12 protein-coding genes and 2 pseudogenes are annotated in these 22692 nt (G+C 65.8%); 9 read left to right on the plus strand and 5 right to left on the minus strand.

The window, feature by feature from the left end:
- Positions 1-219 (plus strand): annotated as a pseudogene (locus H3V53_RS24965) (LysR family transcriptional regulator); the annotation flags it as partial.
- 39 nt (positions 220-258) lie between these two features.
- Here the strand turns inward: H3V53_RS24965 and H3V53_RS24970 are convergent.
- Entirely contained in the window at positions 259-666 is a 408-nt protein-coding gene (locus H3V53_RS24970; RefSeq protein WP_336600241.1) for a hypothetical protein, read from the minus strand.
- A 105-nt stretch (positions 667-771) separates the two neighbouring features.
- Here H3V53_RS24970 and H3V53_RS24975 point away from each other — a divergent pair, with 105 nt between their 5' ends.
- The gene (locus H3V53_RS24975) at positions 772-1209 is read left to right on the plus strand and encodes an MbcA/ParS/Xre antitoxin family protein (protein WP_336600242.1); all 438 of its coding nucleotides are present in this window, start codon (positions 772-774) and stop codon (positions 1207-1209) included.
- 29 nt (positions 1210-1238) lie between these two features.
- Positions 1239-1907: an RES family NAD+ phosphorylase gene (locus H3V53_RS24980; protein ID WP_336600271.1), complete on the plus strand. Its 669-nt coding sequence runs from the start codon at positions 1239-1241 to the stop codon at positions 1905-1907.
- A gap of 48 nt (positions 1908-1955) precedes the next feature.
- On the opposite strand, the gene H3V53_RS24985 is transcribed toward H3V53_RS24980, so the two are convergent.
- From H3V53_RS24985 to H3V53_RS25000, 4 genes are all read right to left on the minus strand, one after another.
- Positions 1956-2693, minus strand: a complete 738-nt coding sequence (locus tag H3V53_RS24985; RefSeq protein ID WP_336600243.1) for a metallophosphoesterase — start codon at positions 2691-2693, stop codon at positions 1956-1958.
- Positions 2694-2851: 158 nt separating this feature from the next.
- The gene (locus H3V53_RS24990) at positions 2852-4312 is read right to left on the minus strand and encodes a cytochrome c (RefSeq protein WP_336600244.1); all 1461 of its coding nucleotides are present in this window, start codon (positions 4310-4312) and stop codon (positions 2852-2854) included.
- A 19-nt stretch (positions 4313-4331) separates the two neighbouring features.
- Positions 4332-5933, minus strand: a complete 1602-nt coding sequence (locus tag H3V53_RS24995) for a GMC family oxidoreductase (RefSeq protein ID WP_336600245.1) — start codon at positions 5931-5933, stop codon at positions 4332-4334.
- A 211-nt stretch (positions 5934-6144) separates the two neighbouring features.
- Positions 6145-6918 carry a sugar dehydrogenase complex small subunit gene (locus H3V53_RS25000; protein WP_336600246.1) on the minus strand — a complete coding sequence of 258 codons (774 nt, stop codon included), beginning with the start codon at positions 6916-6918 and terminating at the stop codon, positions 6145-6147.
- A 458-nt stretch (positions 6919-7376) separates the two neighbouring features.
- Between H3V53_RS25000 and H3V53_RS25005 the strand changes: the two genes are divergently transcribed.
- The 6 genes and pseudogenes from H3V53_RS25005 to treZ all read left to right on the plus strand — a co-directional run bounded on the left by H3V53_RS25005 (position 7377) and on the right by treZ (position 22692).
- Positions 7377-8042, plus strand: coding sequence for a DUF1345 domain-containing protein (locus tag H3V53_RS25005; RefSeq protein WP_336600247.1), 666 nt, complete (start codon positions 7377-7379; stop codon positions 8040-8042).
- Between the two features lie 551 nt (positions 8043-8593).
- Positions 8594-12036, plus strand: a pseudogene (locus tag H3V53_RS25010) (maltotransferase domain-containing protein).
- A 9-nt stretch (positions 12037-12045) separates the two neighbouring features.
- Positions 12046-15516, plus strand: coding sequence for a maltose alpha-D-glucosyltransferase (gene treS / locus H3V53_RS25015; protein ID WP_336600248.1), 3471 nt, complete (start codon positions 12046-12048; stop codon positions 15514-15516).
- Positions 15509-17734: a 1,4-alpha-glucan branching protein GlgB gene (gene glgB / locus H3V53_RS25020; protein WP_336600249.1), complete on the plus strand. Its 2226-nt coding sequence runs from the start codon at positions 15509-15511 to the stop codon at positions 17732-17734. The genes treS and glgB overlap by 8 nt, the downstream gene beginning before the upstream one ends.
- Before the next feature lie 794 nt (positions 17735-18528).
- Positions 18529-20742 carry a glycogen debranching protein GlgX gene (glgX, locus tag H3V53_RS25025; RefSeq protein ID WP_336600250.1) on the plus strand — a complete coding sequence of 738 codons (2214 nt, stop codon included), beginning with the start codon at positions 18529-18531 and terminating at the stop codon, positions 20740-20742.
- 33 nt (positions 20743-20775) lie between these two features.
- Positions 20776-22692, plus strand: a complete 1917-nt coding sequence (treZ, locus tag H3V53_RS25030; protein WP_336600251.1) for a malto-oligosyltrehalose trehalohydrolase — start codon at positions 20776-20778, stop codon at positions 22690-22692.

A 22692-nucleotide genomic window follows, 5' to 3' on the forward strand; every position in this document is an offset into this window, starting at 1 on the left:
GTCGGCAGCGGCGTCGCGGCCGTGGGCGCGGCGGCGGCGGCAGGACTCGCCATATCGCCGCTGGCCAAACGCGTCGCGCCGCGCGGACTCGTCGATTCGGGCGCGCGGCTCGGGCTGCCGCCATTGCCGCAATCGCGCGTGACGCTGCATTCGCGCGTGCGCGACGCACGTTCCGTCGAATCGCTGCGGCTGTTGACGAACGGTTTGAGCGCCCAATGAGCGGCCAGTCGGCCAATAAGCGACGGCGCGCGAACGGCGTCAGTGGAGCATGGGCGGGAGTTCGCGCGGCGTCAGGCGGCTATTGACCGGGTCGGCCGGACTTTGCGCGACGACGCGCGGTTTGCTCGCCGCGGCGACGGGTTTTGACTGGGCAGGCGTGTGGGATGTCTCGCGTGGAGCAGACGCATGCGCTGTTTTGACGGCGGCGCTGCGCGGCTTGCTGGCTTTCGACGTTGCCGCCTGTTTGACGGCCGGCGCGCGTTTGCCCGCCTGATGCACGGGACGCCCGGCATGCGTGGGGTCCGCCCGCGCCGGCTTCGAATGCCCGCCGTGCTGAACGCCGCGCGCGGCTTCGGGCGGGTTCCACACTTCCTTGTATTCCGCGCGCGCCGCAAGAGACGCACACATCAATCCGATCGCCACCCACACCCTGAATCCGAACGACACCGCCGTCTCCGTGTAAAAACTTTAGGCGCCGATTATACCTTCGGCGCTTGCATTAATCCATAGATGGACTAATATTCAAAAACGGTTCAACTCAGGACTCCGATCATGTCTTCAGCCGCCCACGCTACGAACGCCGAGCGATATCCGCGACGACCGCCCGCCGAACCTTCCGTTGCCGAGATGTCCGCCGCGGGCCTGCGCGCGTTCTTCAAGATCGCCAGCGCGTGGGATTTGAGCGCCGAAGAGCAGATCACGCTGCTCGGCTCGCCCGGCCGCTCGACGTATTTCAAGTGGAAGAACGCGCCGCAAACGGCACGCCTCAACCGCGACACGCTGGAGCGTCTGTCGCTGCTGCTCGGCATCTACAAGGCGCTGCAGATCCTGCTGCCGCAGCCTGCCGCCGCCGACGTATGGGTCAAGCGGCCCAACAGCGCGCCGCCGTTCGGCGGCCGCCGCGCGCTCGACCGCATGCTCGCGGGCAATATCAGCGACCTCGTCGCGGTGCGCCAGTATCTCGACGCAATGCGAGGCGGCTGGGCGTGACTGAACTGCAATGGCAAGACCGCTGGCGCATGGTAACGCTTGCCTGGACGCCTGCGTATCGCGTGATTCCCACCCGCTTTCCCGCCGTCAACCTGTTCGACCGCGTCGCCAGCCCGGAAGACTTCGAAGCGCTCTATGCGCTCGAAGCGATGACCAATGACCGCATCCGCACGGAAGTCGGCGAACTCGATCTCGTGCCGCGCGACGAACGGCGCTTCGGTCCCGGCTACGGGCCGATCATGGCCGCGCTCACGCATCTGAATCCGCAAGGCAGCCGGTTCTCGGACGGCACGTACGGCGTGTTCTACTGCGCGCGCGCGCGCGAAACCGCGATCGCCGAAACGCGCTACCACTCCGCACTGTTCCTTGCCGCCACGCAGGAACCGCCGATGCGCCAGCAAATGCGGCTCTACACCGTGAGCGCACAGGGCGACGTGGTGGATTTGCGCGACGCCGATCCCGCCGACGCGTCGGTGCTGTCGCCGAACGATTACGCGCCCGGCCAGGCGCTCGGCCGCGCCGCGCGCGAGGCGGGCGCGCCGGGCATCGTGTATCCGTCGGTGCGGGACGCGGGCGGCCAATGTCTCGCCGCGTTCAGGACGACGCTGCTGCGCGACTGCCATCACGCAGCCTATCTGGAATACAACTGGAACGGCAGCGCCATCGATATCGTGTTCGAGCTGAACCAGGTGGGGTGACGGCCGGCCTTCGAATGGCGCGGCGCGGTCTGGTGTGGCTGACCCGCCTCAGGGCAGCGCGAGCGCCGACGCCCCGACCGAGCGCGCGACGTCGTTCGTCACGGACCAGCGCCGGGTGGTACGCGCTTCGACCATCGTCAGCTTGCCGCCCAGGCCGAAAGCACCCGTATCGATGAACACCTGCGCGCCGATCTGCTGCACGTCGCGCATGGGCGTGTGTCCGCAATACGTGAGCGACAGGCCGAGCTGGCTCAAGGGATCGCCCGAGCCCATCGCGAGGCTGCGGCCCCACAGCAGTTGCTGGCGCACTTCGTCGGAGAAATGATCGGCGTCGAGTTCGGCGTCGGTGCCGAGAAACTCGGCGTGCAGCACGTTGAAGCGCTCGCTGCCCGAGCCGACCACGCGCACGAGCGGCAGCGCGCGCAGACGCTGCGCATATGCGCGCAGCCTTTCCATCGGCACCTGCACGCTCCACAGCCCGCCGATGCCGTACCACCACTGCTTCTTCAGCCGGCCCTCCACGACGGCGCATAGCGCGTCTTCGTGGTTGCCGAGCACGGCATGAAACCACGGCTTGTCGAGCAGCGCGAGCGCCTCTTCCGACTGCGTGCCGCGATCGACCAGATCGCCGACGGAGAACAGCCGGTCGCGCGCCGGATCGAACTCGACCTCGCGCAGCAGGAAGCGCAATGCGTCGACGCAGCCGTGCAGATCGCCGACGATGAAATCGCGTCCTGCGCGATTGGCGGGATGATGTTGGACGGCGGTGACGAGGGTGGAATCCATACAGCATGATAGTGCGCGAGCACAACCCGCGTATGCGCGGCATCTCGCGTTTGCCCGCCGATCGTCAGCCGGATGCACGCCAAAACCGGTGTCTTTCGATGCATCGCGCATGCGTCCCTGTAGCGGCGGTTGCGCGCGCACGCGTCGCGAAGCCGACCCTATTGTGCCGTCGCGCGCAGCCTGCCGACCTGCTCGGCGTCGACTGTCGATTGCGGATTGCCGAACCGCGTGGTCACGTAGTTGGCGACGGCGGCGATCTGCGGGTCGGTGAGTTCGCGATCGAACGCGGGCATCAGCACGTCGACGTCCTGCGTCGTGCGGCGCACGCCGTGCAGGATCACCATCGTCAGATTGTTGGCGTCGCTCGCGCCCGCGACACTGTTGTGCATCAGCGGCGGATACGCGCCCGGCGCGCTCGCGCCGACTCCCTCGCCCGTCCACTGATGACAGCTCGCGCAGTTGGCGAGAAAAAGCTGCGCGCCGTTCACGCCTTCGATCTTCGTGCCGCGCAGCGCGAGTGCGTCGCTCGCGGGCGAGCCCCATTCGCCGCGCGAGCGCGTTTCGCCGCGGTCAACGGGCTTGAGCGAGCGCAGATACGTCGCCACAGAGCGCAGGTCTTCGCCGCTCAAATACTGCGTGCTGTCCTCGACCACTTCGGCCATCGGTCCCGCGGCGTTCGCGCGGCCAGGCGCGACGCCCGTCGCCAGATAGCCGACAAGCTCCTGATCCGACCAGCCGCCGATACCGCTCGTCTTGTGCGGCGTGATGTTGTACGCGTGCCAGCCGGCCTGGATCGCGCCTGAGAAACGCTCGGTGGTCTTCAGGCCCTGGGTGAGGTTGCGCGGCGTATGGCATTCGCCGCAATGCGCGAGCCCTTCGACCAGATACGCGCCGCGATTCCATTGCGCGCTCTGCTTCGGGTCGGGCACGAAGCGCCCTTCGTCGAAGTTGAACAGGTTCCAGAACACCATCAGCCAGCGCTGGTTGAAGGGGAAACCCAGACTGTTCGACGGCGGCGTGTAGCGCACGGGCACCACGGTGTTCAGGTACGCGCGGATCGCCCGCACGTCCTGGTCGGTGACTTTCGTGTACGACGCGTACGGAAACGCCGGATAGAGCCGCTCGCCTTCCTTGCCGATGCCCTCGTGCATCGCGCGCGCGAAGTCCCCGTCCGTCCAGCGGCCAATGCCCGTGTCGGGATCGGGCGTGATGTTCGGCGTGTAGATCGTGCCGAACGGCGTGCCGATCGCGCGGCCGCCCGCGAACGGACGCCTCTTGTCCGACGTATGGCACGCAATGCAGTTGCCCGCGCGCGTCAGATACTCGCCGCGCCTGACGAGATCGGGGCCCGGACCGGCCGCCCCGCTCGCGCGGCCACTGGCCTGGGCGACGGCCTGGCCGAGCGGCGATTCGTCGGTGTGATGCGGCGCGGCTTCGTCGTTCGCTTCCAGCCACGCCAGATACAGCGCGAACAGCGAGAACGCCGCCGCGAGCGTCGCCATTTTCCAGACGCGGCGGCGGCTCTTGAGCGCCGCGCGCCGGCTGCCCGCAAAAACCGTCGCATTCAGATCGGCGGCGCGACCCTGCGGGCGCTTCGCGCGGGACATGGGCTCGTTCATTGTTTCTCCGTGTGTCCCATCAGATTTCGCGCTTGAGCTTGTCGGCGAGCTTCAGCGACAGCGCCGCGATCGTCAGCGTGCAGTTCACCGACGCCGCGCTGGGCATCACGCCGCTGCCCGCGATGAACAGGTTCGGGTGATCGTGCGTGCGGCAGTCGGCATCGACGACGGAATCGGCCGGCTCCTTGCCCATGATCGTCGTGCCCATGATGTGGTTGTTGGGCGCGAACGCATCGTCGAACGACACTTCGGTGCCGCCGAACAGGCCCGCGATCTGCGCGTAGAGCTCGTGCGTGTGCGCGGCGCTTTTCTTCACGTAGTCATTGATCGAGTAGTGGATCTCGGGTTGCGCAATGCCGAGCGAATCCTTGCGATCGGCGCAAGGCACGATGCGGTTGTCCGGCTCGGGCAGATGCTCGTGAAAGCTGTTGACGACGACCATGCGCGCGGCGCGATCGCGTATCTGCCGGTCGAGTTCCGCGCCCGTCAGCCCGCTTTTGAGCAGCGCGGCCGCGATTGCGATCGTCGGCACGCCGTTCGACACATGCAGCTTCTTCGCGGCGTAATCCGAGCGGAATGCGCCATCGCGATAGTTCACCACCGACGTCATCTCCATCGGCCCGCGTCCCGGCCACAGCGACTCGTTGGCGAGAAACGTCACGCCCGTGCCCGGATGATCCATCAGGTTGCGGCCGACCTGGTCCGACTGGTTGCCGACGCCGCGCGGGAAAGCGTCGGACGTCGACATCAGCATCAGCTTCGGCGTTTCGATGCCGTTGGCCGCGAGCACGAACAGCTTGCCCGTCACGCGCGTGCTGTTGCCGTTCGGGTCCTTGTAGTGCACGGCCGTAACGAGGCCCTTGTCGTCCGCCTCGACGCGATAGACGACGGCCTGCGGGATCAGCTTCGCGCCCGCGCGCTCGGCCTTGTCGGCATGCACGATGCCGTTGTACATCGCGCCGATGGGACAGATCGGCATGCAGTTGTTGTTGCCGCAGCAGGTGGGGCGCGCGTCGTACGCACGGCTGTTGCGCGCGACGGGCTCGGGCACGACCTGGAAGCCGTTCGCGTTGAGCACGCTCGAGAAACGCTGGTCCAGGTACGACAGCGGCAGCGCCGCCATCGGATACGGCTTCGAGCGCGGCGAGCCCAGATCGACGGACGCATCCGGGCCGGACACGCCCAGCTGCACTTCGGCGGCGTAGTACCACGGCTCGAGCGTTTCGTACGGATACGGCCAGTCGCGGCCCACGCCGTAACGCGTTTTCAGCTGGAAGTCCGACGGCAGCAGACGCCACGTCGCGGCCGCCCAATGCCACGTGGTGCCGCCGACGAGCCGCAGATACTGCGGGTTGTACGGGTACTCGCCCTTCTGGATCAGGTAGCCGTTGGCGGGCGTGTATTGCGGATGCGGCGCATAGGGTGTCGACGGATAGGGCGTGGCGAAGTCCAGTTTGGCGGGCGAGTTGCGGAAGTTCTCGACGATCTGCCCGCGCTGCAGGCGCGGCCCCGCTTCGAGCAAGATCACCGACGCCCCCGCGAGCGCCATCTGATGCGCGACGAGACCGCCCGCGACGCCGGAGCCGACTACGACGACGTCGGCGGAAGTTGCGTTTGCCATGCTAGCCTCATGCTTGCCTCTTTCTTGTCGCGCTTTTTGTCGCGCTTTCGGCCACACTCGTCGGGCCCGCTCTGGACCGGTTCCGCTGCGCCCCGTCTGCGCGCGCATCTGCAGCCGCGCGTCACGCAAACCGCCGCGCGCGCTCCACGCGCCCGACGTGCGGCACGGATGCGCGTTGTCGCCAGCGCCGGCGCGTATGGCTGCGCCCGGCTCAAGCATTGGTCGGCTTTCGGGTCCAGTAAAACGGCACGTCGCGGCAATACGACGGCACCGTCAGGATGTCGTTGACGGGCTCGAACATCAGCGCCCGCTCGAACGCAATCACCTGCACGTTCGGCATCTCGCCGACGAGGCCCAGATACCACGCCCGCGCAATCGCGCCCACGGTCTTCGCGAGCTGCGGCTGCTGGGCCTCGAGCGCCTGCGTGACGATGTCCGACGGCACGCCGCCGTGCGTCGCGAGCCACGCATTGAGCGCGGCGACGTTTTGCGCGAATCCGGCGTCCGCGTTCGACAGCGCGTTGTACGCGCGCCTGCCGTGCACGGGGTCGAAGCGGGAGTGCCCGGTGAGCTTGCCCGAGAGCGCGATGAAGACGTCGTAACCACCGCCCGCGGGCGGCTTGTCGGCTGAAGCAGCGGCCGAGGCTGCGGCGGCCGCCGGAGCAATGCCCGCCATCCGCGCGACATCGGGCAGCACGCCGATGCGCGCCGCCGACGCAAATGCGAGCCCGGCCGCCGACGCAAACGCGCCGAGCATCCACGCGCGGCGGCGCAGCGAGCGCACACAGGGCTGCATGAGTGGATGCCCCGGCGCGCGCGCGACACGTCGGATAAGCGCGATACGTCCGCTGTGCCGTGCAGCGCCGCCTTGCGCGCCGGACGCCGTCGCATCGATGTCCGGACTTCCCTGCGCCTCGCGGGCGCCGATGCCGGCGTGCGCGCCCTCGGTCCGATGCGCAACAGCGTGTCGATCGACATCCGTCATGGGGGCTCCAGATGATGTTTGTATTCGACCGGCGCCGCCGTCCGACCATTGGCCGAATCCGCGAGCACGCCGGGCGTCCGCCCCAGCACTGGTCTTGCGCCGCTCTCTTGCGGTCTATGGTGTTCGGGCGCCAGCAGCGCCCGCCTGCTTGCCGATCCGGCAGCGGCCCGTGGCACAGGCCCGCGGCGCCACCGTTGCGCTGGCGGCCGTCGCTGCGTCGACGTCGAATTGATGCCGCCGTTGCGTGCGTCCGGCCTGCTCCGCGCGAGAACGGAGCGCCAGTGAAAGCCGCATGCAAGGGCACTGAGCAAAACTGCGGGAAAACTATACCTTCCAGACACACATTTCGACAAATCATTGCGCATGAAAAGCACACGCGAGAACGTAGGATCGCTGCCACTTTCGGCATCGCATTTCGACATCACGCCGTCACATGACCCTGCCAGGAGCCCGAGCAGATGAACGTCTACCCACAGGTATTGCGCAATCGCCCGCGCATGGTCTCGGGCCTCGCGTTCGGCGTGCTGATCGGCCTGCTGCTGGCGGGCACGCCGATGCGCCCGATGATCCGCGTACTCGTCTCGTGGGATACCGCCGTGTGGACCTACCTCACGCTGATGTGGATCGAGATGGCGCGCGCCGACCACACCCGCGTGCGCGAAATCGCGCAGCGCGAGGACGAGAACGCGACTGTCGTACTGTTCATCGTCTGTCTCTCGACGGTGGCAAGCATCGCGGCCATCGTGCTGGAACTGGCTTCGACGAAAGGAGGCTCGGGGTCGTCGGGCGCGGGGCTGTCGCATTACCTGGTGACGGCCGTCACGCTGATCGGCGCGTGGTTTCTGATTCCCACCATCTTCACGCTGCACTACGCGCGCCTGTACTTCGCGACCGACCGTCAGGAAACGGCGCTGAAATTTCCCGATCACAAGCTCGATCCGAACTACTGGGACTTCCTGTACTTCTCTTTCACGATCGCCGTCGCTTCGCAGACGTCGGACGTCGTGCTGCGTTCGACAGAAGTGCGCCGCGCAGCGCTCGCGCAATCGGTGCTGTCGTTCTACTTCAATGTCGCCGTGTTCGGGCTGTGCATCAATATGGCGGCGGGGCTGCTCGGCTCGTAGTGCCGCAAGGCTCATCGAGCGTGCATCGAGTGGTTAATCGAGCACGCATCGCGTGCTCCTCAAACGCTCGCGTGCCGTGCAAACGCGGCTGTGGCAACATCCCGTGTAACAGCCGGGGCACGACACGCCCGAATTACACGCCTTGCGGCTGTCTCGCGCCGCCATTCGTATGAACGACTCAGGTATGACGGCGCCCCGCATCCGTTTCATCGTGCCGTACCGGGCTGCACCCGCAGCAGTTGCACGCATGTCGCCGTTCAAGACGAAACCTTTGCTGTCGCGCTTTCTGGCATAACGCTTGCTGATAGACGGCCTGTTGACCGGTCCGGGCGCATCGCGCGGACCGTCGGCCTGTCGCGCCTCACAGTCTGGACGCGGTTCGCATCGAATCGTTGAACTGCCGCGCCGCATGTCGATCCATGCACTACATTGAGCAGTACGCGCCGTCGCAGGACGCATCGCGCGGCATCCGGCTCTGAAGCCTAATTGGCGGTCGTGATCGCACGGACGTGCATCCACGCCGCACAGCAGGACGAATCTGGAAACGACCGATGGAAGCTCCTCACGCCTACGCGCCGCGGATCTACTTTGTTCATTCCCCCCTCGTCGGACGGCTCGATGCGTGGCCCGCGCAATTCGAACACGCGGCTGCGCTCGGTTTCGATCATGTGCTGATCGGCGGGCTGTTTCAGCCGGGGCAGGCGGGACATGCGCAGATCGTCAGCGACCACGCGCGGCTGCATCCCGCGCTCGGCACCGATCAGCCCGCGCACGAAGTCCTGCAGCGCCTCGCCGAAACGGCGAGCCATCACGGCCTGACGCTGCTCGTCGATCTCGTGATCGACCGCGCGGCCGCCGATGGTCAGCTGTTTCGCGAGCATCGCGACTGGTTTCATCCGTTCGAGCCCGAAGAAGCGCGGCTCGATCCGCGCCACGCACGTCATGAAGACAACGTCGCGTATGCGAACTTCAGCAGCGAGCAGACCGCCGCGCCGCTGATCGACTGGTGGGCGCATGCGCTCGATGCGCTCGCGGATGCGGGCATCGGCGGATTCCGTTTCGACTCGCCGCACCGCGTGCCGCCGTTCGCGTGGCGCCGTCTCGAACAGGCCGTGCGCTCGTCGCGTCATCCGTCCACGCGCTTTCTCGCCGCCACGCCCGGACTCGCGCGCCAGGACCTCGCCGCGCTCGAAGGCGTGGGCTTCGATGCCGTATTCTCGTCGTCACGCTGGTGGGATTTTCGCGCGCCGTGGATGCTCGACGAACATGCCGTGCTGATGCGCATCGGCTCGCCGATTGCGTTTCCGGAAGCGCCGTACGGCACGCGCCTCGCGGCGGATCTCGAACACGTGCACGACTCGGCGATTGTCGAGCGCGCCTATCGCCGCGCGCTGTTTGCGGCGGTCGCAACGGGCACCGGCTGGTTGATGCCGATGGGCTTCGAATACGGCGTGGCGCAAGCGATGTCGCACACGCTCGGCAGCGCCGAAGACTACGCGCGGCAGCGCGACGCGGCGCGCTTCGATCTGTCCGAACGCGTGCGTCACGCCAACGCGATCCAGCGCGACACATGGTCGTTGCAGACCAATGGCGAACTGCGCTCGCTGTCGGGGCCGGATACGCATGCGGCGATCCTGCTGCGCGACAGCGCGATCTGCGCGACGCCGAAGAAGCCGTGCTCGTCGCGATCAATCCGGAACTGGGCACGCCCGTGCGCATCGACCCGGCGCGCTTTCTCGATGGCGTGCCCGGCGGCTTCACGCGCTTCGTTCCGCTCGGCACGGACGCGCGCGGCGCGCCGCAGCCGCTCGGCGCCTTCACGCTCGCGCCGGGCGCATGCCGGCTGTTGCGCGCCGTCGCCGACAAGCCGGTCCTGCTCGCGCCGCCCATCGACAAGAAGAACACCAAAACCTCCGGACACAAGAGCGTGATGGATGCGATCGCAGCGTCGCGCGTCGCGATCGAAAGCGTGGCGCCCGCCGTCGATCACGGGCGCTTTCCCGCCAAGCGCATCGTCGGCGAGCGCGTGCATGTGACGGCTGCCGTATTCGCCGAAGGCCACGACAAGATCGCGGCCGCCGTGATCTGGCGCGCCGCCGACGAAACTGCGTGGCACGAAGTGCCGATGACGCCCGCGCAGCCCGCCGGCAACGACATCTGGGAAGCGCGCATTCCGCTCGAACGGATCGGGCGTCATGAGTTCACGGTGATCGCGTGGCGCGACGACTTCGCGTCGCTGGTCGATCACATGCAGAAAAAGCTGAAGGCGGACCAGGCCGTCGATCTCGAAGTGGAAGAAGCGAAGCATCTGTTCGCGCTGGCGCTTGCCGAAACGGAAACGGCCGAAGGCTCGCAGCCGCAAGAGCTCGAAGCGATCGTCAACGAGTTCATGAAGGCCGACACGGGCGAGCGCCTCGCCATCGTGCTCGCGCCGACCACGGCCAACGCATTCGCGGCTGCACGGCATCGTCCGGGACTGTCGCGTGACCCCGTCGTCTATCGCGTCGATGCCGAACGCGCTGGCGCGCGTTTTGGCAGCTGGTACGAAATCTTCCCGCGTTCGATGAGCGACGACGAGCATCGTCACGGCAATTTCGACGACGTGATCGGCAAACTTCCGCGCATCCGCGACATGGGCTTCGACGTGCTGTACTTTCCGCCCATCCACCCGATCGGCATGGCGAACCGCAAGGGACGCAACAACACGCTGACGCCGGGCCCGGACGACGTGGGCAGTCCGTATGCGATCGGCAGCGAAGCGGGCGGCCACGACGCGGTGCATCCGCAGCTCGGTACGCTCGACGACTTCAAGCGCATGCTCGCCGCCGCGCACGAGCACGGCCTCGAAATCGCGCTCGATTTCGCGATTCAATGTTCGCCCGATCACCCGTGGCTGAAGCAGCATCCGACGTGGTTCGCGTGGCGGCCCGACGGCACGCTGCGCTACGCGGAAAATCCGCCGAAGAAGTATCAGGACATCGTGAACCCGGACTTCTACGCACGCGACGCGAAGCCCGATTTATGGATCTCGCTGCGCGACGTGATCCTTTTCTGGATCGACGCGGGCGTGCGCATTTTCCGCGTCGACAATCCGCACACGAAGCCCTTCCCGTTCTGGGAATGGATGATCAACGACGTGCGCGCGCGGCATCCCGACGTGATCTTTTTGTCCGAAGCGTTCACGCGTCCGCGCGTGATGGCGCGGCTCGCGAAACTCGGCTTCTCGCAGTCGTACACGTACTTCACGTGGCGCGAATCGAAGCGCGATTTCACCGAGTATCTGACGGAGCTCACGCAAAGCAACTTGCGCGAGTTCTTCCGCCCGAACTTCTTCGTCAACACGCCGGATATCAACCCGCGCCATCTGCAATCGCAGGGGCGTCCGGGCTTCCTGATCCGCGCGGCGCTCGCGACGATGCTGTCGGGCCTGTGGGGCGTCTATAGCGGCTTCGAACTGTGCGAAGCGGCCGCGCTGCCGAATAGCGAAGAGTATCTGGATTCGGAGAAGTATCAGATCCGCGCGTGGAACTGGAACCGGCCCGGCAACATCGTGCGCGAGATCACGGAGCTGAACCGCATTCGCCGCACGAACCCGGCGCTGCACACGCATCTGAACCTCACGTTCCTGCCCGCGCACAACGACCACATCCTGTTCTTCGAGAAAGCGACCGAGACGCGCGACAACGTCATCATCGTCGCGATCAATCTCGATCCGCACAACGAGCAGGGCGCGGATATCGAGTTGTCGTGGGCGACATTCAACCGCTGGGGCCTGCACGATCACGCCACCATCGACGTGATCGACCAGATGTCGGGCGACCGGTTTCAATGGCACGGCAGATGGCAACACGTGCGGCTCGACCCCGGCACGCGGCCGTTCGCGATCTGGCGCATCGTGCCGGCGGGCGGCCTGCCGCGCGAGCCCGTTCCCGACGCAGCCTTCGACGATGGCGACGCGCATCGGGCCGCTCACGACACGACATTCAAGGAATGAAGGTGCGATATGAAACGTGACGATTCCGCCGAAAGCACGTCGCAGGCCCATATCACCGACACGACGGCCGCCGCCGCGCCGTCGAAGGCGCGCACCTCGCGCCGCGGCAGGGTCTCGACGCTGGCCGACGATCCCCTCTGGTACAAGGACGCGATCATCTACCAGGTGCACATCAAGTCGTTTTTCGATGCGAACAACGACGGCGTCGGCGACTTCCCCGGCCTGATCGCGAAGCTCGACTACATCGCGGAACTGGGCGTGAGCGCGATCTGGCTGCTGCCGTTCTACCCGTCGCCGCGCCGCGACGACGGCTACGACATCGCCGACTACCGCAACGTGCATCCCGATTACGGCACGATCGCCGACGTCAAGCGCTTCATCCAGGAAGCGCACGCGCGCGGCCTGCGCGTGATCACCGAGCTCGTCATCAACCACACGTCGGACCAGCACCCGTGGTTCCAGCGCGCGCGCCGCGCGAAGCCGGGCTCGAATCATCGCAACTACTACGTGTGGTCCGACACGGACAAGAAGTACGAGAAAACGCGCATCATCTTCATCGATACGGAGCCGTCTAACTGGACGCACGACCCCGTCGCGGGGCAGTACTACTGGCACCGCTTCTATTCGCACCAGCCCGACCTGAACTTCGACAATCCCGCTGTGATGCGCGAAGTGCTGCAGGTGATGCGCTTCTGGCTCGACATGGGCATCGACGGACTGCGGCTGGATGCCGTGCCGTATCTCGTCGAACGCGAAGGCACGAACAACGAGAACCTGCCCGAGACGCACGCGATCCTCAAGAAGATTCGCGCCGCCATCGACGCCGATTATCCGAACCGGATGCTGCTCGCCGAAGCGAACCAGTGGCCCGAAGACGTGCAGGAATATTTCGGCAACGAAGACGAATGCCACATGGCGTTCCACTTCCCGCTGATGCCGCGCATCTACATGTCGATTGCGAGCGAGGACCGCTTCCCGATCACCGACATCATGAAGCAGACGCCGGATCTCGCCCCGTCGAATCAATGGGCGATCTTCCTGCGCAATCACGACGAACTCACGCTCGAAATGGTCACCGACTCCGAGCGCGACTATCTGTGGAATACATATGCGAGCGATCGCCGCGCGCGCCTGAATCTCGGCATCCGCAGGCGTCTCGCGCCGCTGATGGAGCGCGACCGCCGCCGCATCGAGCTGATCAATTCGCTGCTGCTGTCGATGCCGGGCACGCCCGTCATCTACTACGGCGACGAACTCGGCATGGGCGACAACATTCACCTCGGCGACCGCGACGGCGTGCGCACGCCGATGCAGTGGTCGTCGGACAGAAACGGCGGCTTCTCGCGCGCCGATCCCGAACAGCTCGTGCTGCCGCCCGTGATGGGCTCGCTGTATGGCTTCGACGCCGTCAACGTCGAAGCGCAGAGCCGTGATCCGCATTCGCTGCTCAACTGGACGCGCCGCATGCTTGCGACGCGCCGCGCGAAGCATGCGTTCGGGCGCGGCTCGATCCGTTTCCTGAAGCCCAGCAACCGCAAGATTCTTGCGTACCTGCGCGAGATGCCTGGCGAGGCGCCCATCCTGTGCGTGGCGAACCTGTCGCGCGCGCCGCAGGCCGTCGAACTCGATCTGTCCGAGTTCAATGGCGCCACGCCGATCGAAATGACGGCGGATTCCGTGTTCCCGCGCATCGGCCAACTGACGTATCTGCTGACTTTCCCGCCGTACGGCTTCCTGTGGTTCCTTCTTTGTGAAGGCCAGGGCCGACCGACATGGAGCCAGCCGCCGTCCGAGCCGTTGCCCGATTTCGTCACCATCGTGATCCGCGAAGGCCAGACGGGACCGACGCCGGAGAACGTGCGGCTGCTCGAATCGGAAGTGCTGCCGTCGTGGCTGGGACGCCGCCGCTGGTTCGCGTCGAAGGACCAGAAGATGCATGCCGTGCGGCTCGCCGCCCTCACGACGATTCCCGAAGCAGGCTTCGCGTTCACCGAGATCGAAGCGGATGTGGGCAACCACACCGAACGTTACGTGCTGCCTCTCGCCATCAGCTGGGGCGCCGACACGACGACGCCGCTCTTCATGCAGCTCGCGCTCGCGCGCGTGCGGCGTGGGCGCACCGTCGGCCATCTGACGGACGCCTTCGCGCTGCCGCTGTTCGCGTACGGCGTGCTGCGCAAGCTGCGCGAGCGCGCGGGCGTGCCTACCGTGCAGAAGAGCACGATTCACTTCACGCCGACCGAGCGCTTCGCCGAACTCGACGCTGGCGAACACCCTCTCGGCGATCAGCCGGAAATCCGCTGGCTCGCCGCCGAGCAGAGCAACAGCTCGCTCGTGATCGCCGACAAGGTCGTGCTGAAGCTGGTGCGGCGCCTCTTGAAGGGCGTGCATCCGGAAGCGGAAATGAGCCGCTATCTGACGCAGGTCGGCTATGCGAACACGGCGCCGCTCTACGGCGAAGTGGTGCGCGTCGACCCTGAGAACGTGCCGCACACGCTGTGCATCCTGCAAGGCTTCGTCGACAACCAGGGCGACGCGTGGAACTGGGCGCTGGACACCTTGCGCCGTTCGATCGACGAACTCGCGCTCGTCTATGACGGCGACAACGAGAACCAGGCGAACCAGGACCGCGTGAACGAGGAAGAATCGATCGAAGGCTACGCGTCGTACATCGGCGTCATCGGCAAGCGTCTGGGCGAACTGCATGTCGCGCTCGCGGCGCCTTCGGACAATCCCGCGTTCAATCCCGAGCCCGCCGACGCGCAGCAGGTGCAAGCGTGGATCGACGGCACGCAGAAGCTGCTTGCGACCGCGCTCGAACTGCTCGAAAAGAACGTCGAGCATCTCGGCGAAGATGCGGCGCTGCTCGGCCGCAGCATTCTCGACCGGAAGGACAAGCTTGTCGAAGCGGTGTCGAATCTTGTGAAACCCGATGCCCTCGCGCTGCGCACGCGCATTCACGGCGACTTCCATCTGGGTCAGGTGCTGGTGTCACAAGGCGACGCGTTCCTGATCGACTTCGAAGGCGAGCCCGCGCGCGAGCTCGAAGAACGCCGCGCGAAGTCGAGCCCGCTTCGCGATGTGGCGGGCCTGCTGCGTTCGCTGTCGTATGCGAGCGCGGCCGCGCAATCGACGATGGAAGCCGCGCCGCAAATGACCGCCGATCGCAAGCGCGCGCTGTTCGAGCGTTTCCGTCATGCCGCCGCCGAAGCATTCCTTGCCCAATACCGCGCCGCGACGCAAATGGCCGCGCAGCCGCTCGTCGCGCCGGACCACGAACAGGCATTGCTCGATCTGTTCCTGATCGAGAAGGCCGCGTACGAAATCCGCTACGAGGCAGCCAACCGGCCGACGTGGCTCAGCTTGCCGGTGCGCGGGCTCGCCGCGCTGACGAGCCGCCTGCTCGGCGACACGGGCGCGGCGCCGCATTCGCCGGCGGCCTCGGCGCCTCCCGCGGAATCAGAGGGTGATTATGAGTGAGCAACACAACGTACAGCTTGGCGCGGCTGGTCTGAATCGCGTGGACCTGGATGCCCTCGTCGATGCACGGCATCACGACCCGTTCTCGCAGCTCGGCATGCACCAGACGGCGGCAGGCCCCGTCGTGCGTGCGATGCTGCCGAACGCGTCGCGCGTGTGCGTGATCGCGCGCGACGACGGGCGCCTGCTCGGCGAACTCGAACAGTTGCATCCGGGCGGCCTGTTCGCCGGGCCGGTCAGCGAGGCCGTGCCGTACCGTTTGCGGATCGACTGGCATGGTGTCATTCAGGAGATCGAGGACACCTACTCGTTCGAACCCGTGCTCGGCGACGAACCGCTGCAGCGCGTCGCATGGGGTGATCCGTATGCCGTGCTCGAATGCCTCGGCTCGCGCCCGTACACGATGGACGGCGTGCCCGGCGTGCGCTTCGCCGTGTGGGCGCCGAACGCGCGGCGCGTGTCGGTGGTGGGCGACTTCAACGCGTGGGACGGCCGCCGTCATCCGATGCGGCTGCGGCATCAGGCGGGCGTGTGGGAGCTGTTCGTGCCGCGCATCGGTGCGGGCACGCGCTACAAGTACGAGATGCTGACGCGCGACGGCCATCCGCTGCCGCTGAAGTCCGACCCCTGCGCGATGCAGACCGAGAAGCCGCCCGCGACGGCATCCGTGGTCGCGCATGTCGACGACATCGAGCGCTTTGCATGGACGGACGGCGACTGGATGCAAACGCGCGCCGCGAAGCAGACGCCGCAAGCGGCGATCTCGATCTACGAGGTGCATGCCGAATCGTGGCTGCGCGTGGCGGAGGAAGGGCATCGCGGGCTGACCTGGCCGGAGCTGGCGGACCGCCTGATTCCGTACGCGAAGGAAATGGGCTTCACGCATATCGAGTTCATGCCGATTGCGGAGCATCCGTTCGGTGGCTCATGGGGCTATCAGCCGTTGTCGCAATTCGCGCCGTCCGCGCGCTTCGGCGCGCCGGAGCAGTTCGCGCATTTCGTGAACCGTGCGCACGAGGCGGGGCTCGGCGTGATACTCGACTGGGTGCCCGCGCACTTTCCGAACGATGCGCACGGGCTCGTGCAGTTCGACGGCACACCGCTCTATGAGCACGCAGATCCGCGCGAAGGCTATCACCAGGACTGGAACACGATGATCTACAACCTCGGGCGCAACGAGGTGAGCGCGTTCCTGATCGCATCGGCGCTGGCGTGGCTCAAGCGCTATCACGTCGACGGCCTGCGCGTGGACGCCGTCGCATCGATGCTCTATCGCGACTATTCGCGCGCGGCGGGCGAATGGGTGCCGAACGTGTATGGCGGGCGCGAGAATCTTGAATCGATCGCGTTCCTGAAGCGGCTGAACCACGAAGTGCAGCACATGCCCGACGTGCACGGCGCGATCACGATTGCGGAGGAATCGACAGCATGGCCGGGCGTGACGGCGCGCATCGAGGATGGCGGCCTCGGCTTCCAGTTCAAATGGAATATGGGCTGGATGCACGACACGCTGCATTACATGCACGAAGACCCGATCAATCGACGCTGGCATCACCACAACATGACGTTCGCGATGGTGTATGCCTACTCGGAGAAGTTCGTGCTGCCGCTGTCGCATGACGAAGTCGTGCATGGCAAGGGGTCGCTCCTCGGCAAGATGCCCGGCGACCGCTGGCAGAAGTTTGCGAACCTGCGCGCGTACCTGGCGTTCATGTGGGCGCATCCTGGCAAGAAGCTGATGTTCATGGGCGGCGAGTTCGGGCAGATGGCCGAGTTCGATCACGACGGCTCGCCGCATTGGCACCTGCTCGACGACGAACTGCATCATGGCGTGCAGCGTCTCGTGCGCGATCTGAACCGGCTGTATCGCGAGGAACCGGCGCTGCATCGGCTCGACACCGAGCCGGGTGGATTCGAATGGATTATCGGCGACGACACGGCGAATTCCGTTTTTGCATGGCGGCGCATGGACGGCGCGGGACGCGAACTGATTACCGTATGCAACTTCACGCCCGTGCCGCGACATGGCTATCGGATCGGCATGCCGCGTGGCGGCAAGTGGGTCGAGGTCGTGAATAGCGATGCGGGTGTGTATGGCGGGTCGAATGTCGGCAACGCCGGTTTGCTGTACACCGAGGAGATCGCGGCGCATGGGCGGCCCCAGTCCGCTGCGCTGGTGTTGCCGCCGTTGGGGACGGTGGTGTTGAGGGCCGATTAGCGGTTGTGCCTTCGTGGCGCGGGCGCTGCCGGGGTGTGTTTGCCCTTTGCGTGGGCGTCCGCGTTTGCGCCTTCGCGGCGCGGGCATTTCCGTTGTGTGGTGCCCTTGTGCGCTGGCATCCGCGATGGCGCCTTTGCGGCGCGGACATTTCCGGTGTGTGTTGCCGTTTGCGTTGGCATCCGCGATGGCGCCTTCGCGGCGCTAGCGTTGCCCCTGTGCGGGGCGGCAGTTACTTTCTTTGCCGCCGCAAAGAAAGTAAGCAAAGAAAGCGGGCTCACACCGCCAGTGCTAGTTTCTACCCACGGGCCCCCAACGTCCCCGCGTTTCATGCGGCAACGCTCCGGCTTTTGCTCGTTGCCAACGTGCTCGGCGTGCGCCTCACCCGCTTCACGGGTGCGTATCCCAGTTGGTCGCGTGCGTGGCTTATACGTCGTTATGCGGCAAACCGTATGTAGGTTGTCTCGCCGTTGAAGGCAGCGCCCGAACCGAAAACCATCGCAAGGCGAAGCCGCAATGGGAAGCCTCCGCGCAAAGTCTTCGCGGGCGGTGCGGCGGCCGACACAGAGTTTGCAACGCCCGCGCCGCGAAGCCGCTATCACAACTGCCTGCCAGGCAAAAAACCGCAAACCGACCGGCTGCAAGCCCAAAAACCAACCCAACACCGCGGACAAAACAAAGCACATCCCCGACAAGCAAAACCAAACCTCACCCAAAGCACGAAAACCGAAGGCAAAGTACCAACCACAAGCCGCTTGCAAAGCAAAAAACAGGCGGAAAACAACGGAAAACCTGTCATGCCGCACGTACTGCCAGACCGACTGTTGCCGGGCACTCCATACCCACTGGGCTCGAGCTGGGATGGACTCGGCGTGAACTTCGCCGTGTTCTCCGCCAACGCGCAAAGAATCGAGCTATGCCTGTTCGAACCGACCGGCCGAAAAGAGCTAAAACGCTATGCCCTCCCCGAATGCACCGACGAGGTCTGGCACGGCTATCTGCCCCACGCCCATCCCGGCACCGTCTACGCGTTCCGCGCCCACGGCCCCTATCAGCCGCAGCAAGGCCATCGCTTCAACCCGCATAAGCTGCTGCTCGATCCGTACGCGCGAAAACTCATCGGACAGTTCCGCTGGTCCGATGCGCTGTTCGGCTATCGCGTCCATTCGAACAGAATGGATCTGTCGATCGACCGCAGAGACTCCGCGCCCGCGATGCCCAAATGCGTCGTCGTCGACGAAGCCTTCGACTGGTCCCACGACACGCGCCCCAATGTGCCGTGGAGCGAAACGGTCATCTACGAAACGCACGTGCGCGGCGCGTCGATGCTGCGCAAAGACCTGCGCGCGCCCGAACGCGGCACGTTCGCCGCGCTCGCGTCGCCGGAGTTCATCGAGCATCTGCTGAAGCTCGGCGTCACGGCCGTCGAACTGCTGCCCGTGCATGCGTTTCTCAACGACCGCTTTCTGGTCGAGCGCGGGCTGCGCAACTACTGGGGCTACAACACGGCCGCGTTCTTCGCGCCGGAGCCGTTGTATCTGTCGACGCATCGGCTGGATGAAATGCGCATCGCCGTCCGTCAACTGCACGCGGCGGGAATCGAGGTGATACTCGACGTCGTCTACAACCACACGTGCGAAGGCAATGAAATGGGCCCCACGGTGTCGTGGCGAGGACTCGACAACGCCAGCTATTACCGCCTCATTCCCGGCGACGAACGCCATCACATCAACGACACAGGCTGCGGCAACACGCTGAATCTGCCGCATCCGCGCGTGCTGCAGATGGTGATGGATTCGCTGCGCTACTGGTCGACGGCGTTCAATATCGACGGCTTCCGTTTCGATCTCGGCGTCACGCTCGGGCGCGAGCACTCGGGCTTCGATCCCGGCTCGGGTTTCTTCGACGCGCTGCGCCAGGACCCCGTCCTGTCGCAGCGCAAGCTGATCTCCGAGCCGTGGGACATCGGTCCGGGCGGCTATCAGCTCGGCAATCATCCTCCCGGCATCAGCGAATGGAACGACCGTTTTCGCGATTCCGTACGCCGTTTCTGGCGCGGCGACGCGGGCATGCGGCCGGATCTGGCCGCGCGGCTGACGGGTTCCGCCGACCTGTTCAACCGGCGTTTTCGCAAGCCGACGGCGTCCGTCAATTTCGTCACGTCGCACGACGGCTTCACGCTCGCCGATCTCGTCTCGTATTCGCACAAGCACAACGAGGTCAACAAAGAAAACAACAACGACGGCCACAATGAAAATTTCAGCTCGAACTGGGGCGTCGAAGGTCCGACCGACGAACCCGCCGTCGTCGAAACGCGCGAGCGCGTGTCGCGTTCGCTGATCACGACGCTGTTCGTCGCGCTCGGCACGCCGATGATGCTTGCCGGCGACGAGATGGGCCGCACGCAGCGCGGCAACAACAACGCGTACTGCCAGGATAACGAAATTTCGTGGATAGATTGGGAACGTGCCGCGCTCCCACACGGGCGCAAAATGACTATGTTCTTCGCGCGCGTGATTGCATTGCGCAAGCAGCATCCGCTGCTGCGCGAAAACCGCTTCCTGTTCGGCGATCGTGAAGTGTTGCCGGGCCTCTACGATATCGGCTGGTTCGACGAACAGGGCGAGCCGCTGACCATCGAAGCATGGCAAGACCACGAAGGCCGCGCCTTCACGCTGCGGCGCGCGGGCCCGGGTCTGAACGGAGAAACGGAAGTATTGTTGATGATGTTGAACGCATCGGCGGCGGCGTTGCGCTTCGCGCCGCCGCCGCCGCACCTGGAATGGCATGTGCTGCTGGATACGGCGGACCCCGAGGCGCCGCCTGTGCCGCTCGCCGCGCCCGATGTCGAAGTTGCCGCGCACAGCGTAATCGTGCTCGCGGCGCAGCCGACGGGCGAAGCAGACTGGCAGGCGAGCTGGCGTGCGGGCGCGCATTACGGGCCGCGTCTGTTGACGGCGCTGCCGCCGGACCCCGGCACATCGATGCCGGACCCGGAACAGCCCGCGTAATCCGCGGCCAGCACGGAGAACATGGTGACCATCATGCACGAACGTCCGATCGACCCTCACACGCATCATTACGCGCACTGCCTGCCGTTCGGCGCGCAGCTGCTCGGTGCGGCGAGTACGAAGCCGCGCACCCGCTTCAGGCTGTGGGCGCCTTCGTGCGCGAAGGTGCAGGTCGTGATCGAAAACGGCGCGGCGCACGAAGCGTCCGGCGCGCACGACATGAGTTCGACGGGCAACGGCTGGTTCGAAGCGGAACTCGAGTGCGGCGCGGGGACGCTGTATCGGTACAAGCTCGACGGTGCGCTGCTGATTCCCGACCCCGCCTCGCGCTTTCAGCCGCAAGACGTGCACGGTCCGAGCGAAGTGATCGACCCGCGCGCCTACAGGTGGCAGCACACGCAATGGCATGGACGGCCGTGGGAAGAAACCGTGCTGTACGAATTGCATGTGGGCGCACTGGGCGGTTATCGCGGCGTGATGGAACGTCTGCCCGCAATCGCCGCGCTCGGCGTCACGGCCATCGAGCTGATGCCGCTCAACGACTTCCCCGGCACGCGCAACTGGGGCTACGACGGCGTGCTGCCCTATGCGCCCGACTCTGCATACGGCCGTCCCGACGACCTCAAGGCATTGATCGACACCGCGCATGGTCACGGCCTCGCCGTGTTCCTCGATGTGGTCTACAACCACTTCGGCCCGGACGGCAACTATCTGCATCAGTACGCGAAACCGTTCTTTCGCGAAGGCACGCACACACCGTGGGGGCCGGCAATCGATTTCGGGCGCGGCGAAGTGAGCGAGTTCTTCTGCGACAACGCGCTCTACTGGATCGACGAATTCCGCTTCGACGGACTGCGGCTCGACGCCGTCCACGCCATCGACAACGACGCGTGGCTGCGCACGTTCGCCGATCACGTGCGCAGCCACGTGCAGCACGGACGCCATGTGCATCTCGTGCTGGAAAACGAGCGCAACACGGCGAGCCTGCTCGACACGCACTTCACCGCGCAATGGAACGACGACGCGCACAACACGCTGCACGTGCTGCTGACGGGCGAGCACGAAGGCTATTACGCCGCCTATGCCGATCAACCGATCGAGCGACTCGCGCGCATCCTCGGCAGCGGCTTCGGCTACCAGGGCGACCCATCGCCGATCCACGACGGCCAGCCGCGCGGCGAACCGAGCGGACATCTGCCGCCGACGTCGTTCGTCGCGTTCCTGCAGAACCACGATCAGATCGGCAATCGCGCGATGGGCGAGCGGCTGCGCGCGTTGTGCAGCGACGACGCGTTGCGCGCCGCGACGGGACTGTTGCTGCTGTCGCCGCAGATTCCGCTGCTGTTCATGGACGAGGAATACGGCTCGAAGCAGCCGTTTCTGTTCTTCACCGATTACACCGGCGATCTGGCCGATGCCGTGCGCGAAGGACGCCGCAAGGAATTCGCGTGCTTCTCCGCCTTCGCCGACGAAAAGCGCCGCGCGCTGATTCCCGATCCGAACGATCCGCAGACGCTCGCGGCGTCGTCCCCGCCCAGGCGGCCTGGCGATACAGCGGACGACAAAGACGCGCTCGAATGGATGCACTTTTACAAGTCGGCGCTCGCCGTGCGCGCGAAGCTCATCGCGCCGCGCCTGCGGCACGCGAAGGCACTCGGCGCGACCGTGCTGAAAACGGCGAACGGTCAGCAGACGAACGCGCTGACGGCGCGCTGGAAACTCGACGACGGCGAAACGCTCACCATCGCGTTGAATCTGGCGGGCAAACAAGCCGGCGAAGCGGCGCGCCTCGACGAACGGCCCGCCGGCAAAGTGATTTTCGAAACGCCGCCGCGCGCGCGCGATCGCGCCGACGCGGGCGAACTGCCATCGAACGCGTTCGTCGCCTGGCTGACGGGCGACGTCAGCGAATACGCGTTCGGCCATGACGCGCGCAAGCACGTCGAATAG

It is taken from the genome of Paraburkholderia bengalensis (assembly GCF_037126505.1).
In the GTDB taxonomy this organism is placed as follows: Bacteria; Pseudomonadota; Gammaproteobacteria; order Burkholderiales; family Burkholderiaceae; genus Paraburkholderia; species Paraburkholderia bengalensis.

Coding starts and splice junctions, on each gene's coding strand:
- H3V53_RS24975 (WP_336600242.1), top strand. CDS start 772: ATGTCTTCAGCCGCCCACGCTACGAACGCCGAGCGATATCCGCGACGA.
- H3V53_RS24980 (WP_336600271.1), top strand. CDS start 1,239: ATGGTAACGCTTGCCTGGACGCCTGCGTATCGCGTGATTCCCACCCGC.
- H3V53_RS24985 (WP_336600243.1), bottom strand. CDS start 2,693: ATGGATTCCACCCTCGTCACCGCCGTCCAACATCATCCCGCCAATCGC.
- H3V53_RS24990 (WP_336600244.1), bottom strand. CDS start 4,312: ATGAACGAGCCCATGTCCCGCGCGAAGCGCCCGCAGGGTCGCGCCGCC.
- H3V53_RS24995 (WP_336600245.1), bottom strand. CDS start 5,933: ATGGCAAACGCAACTTCCGCCGACGTCGTCGTAGTCGGCTCCGGCGTC.
- H3V53_RS25000 (WP_336600246.1), bottom strand. CDS start 6,918: ATGACGGATGTCGATCGACACGCTGTTGCGCATCGGACCGAGGGCGCG.
- H3V53_RS25005 (WP_336600247.1), top strand. CDS start 7,377: ATGAACGTCTACCCACAGGTATTGCGCAATCGCCCGCGCATGGTCTCG.
- treS (WP_336600248.1), top strand. CDS start 12,046: ATGAAACGTGACGATTCCGCCGAAAGCACGTCGCAGGCCCATATCACC.
- glgB (WP_336600249.1), top strand. CDS start 15,509: ATGAGTGAGCAACACAACGTACAGCTTGGCGCGGCTGGTCTGAATCGC.
- glgX (WP_336600250.1), top strand. CDS start 18,529: ATGCCGCACGTACTGCCAGACCGACTGTTGCCGGGCACTCCATACCCA.
- treZ (WP_336600251.1), top strand. CDS start 20,776: ATGCACGAACGTCCGATCGACCCTCACACGCATCATTACGCGCACTGC.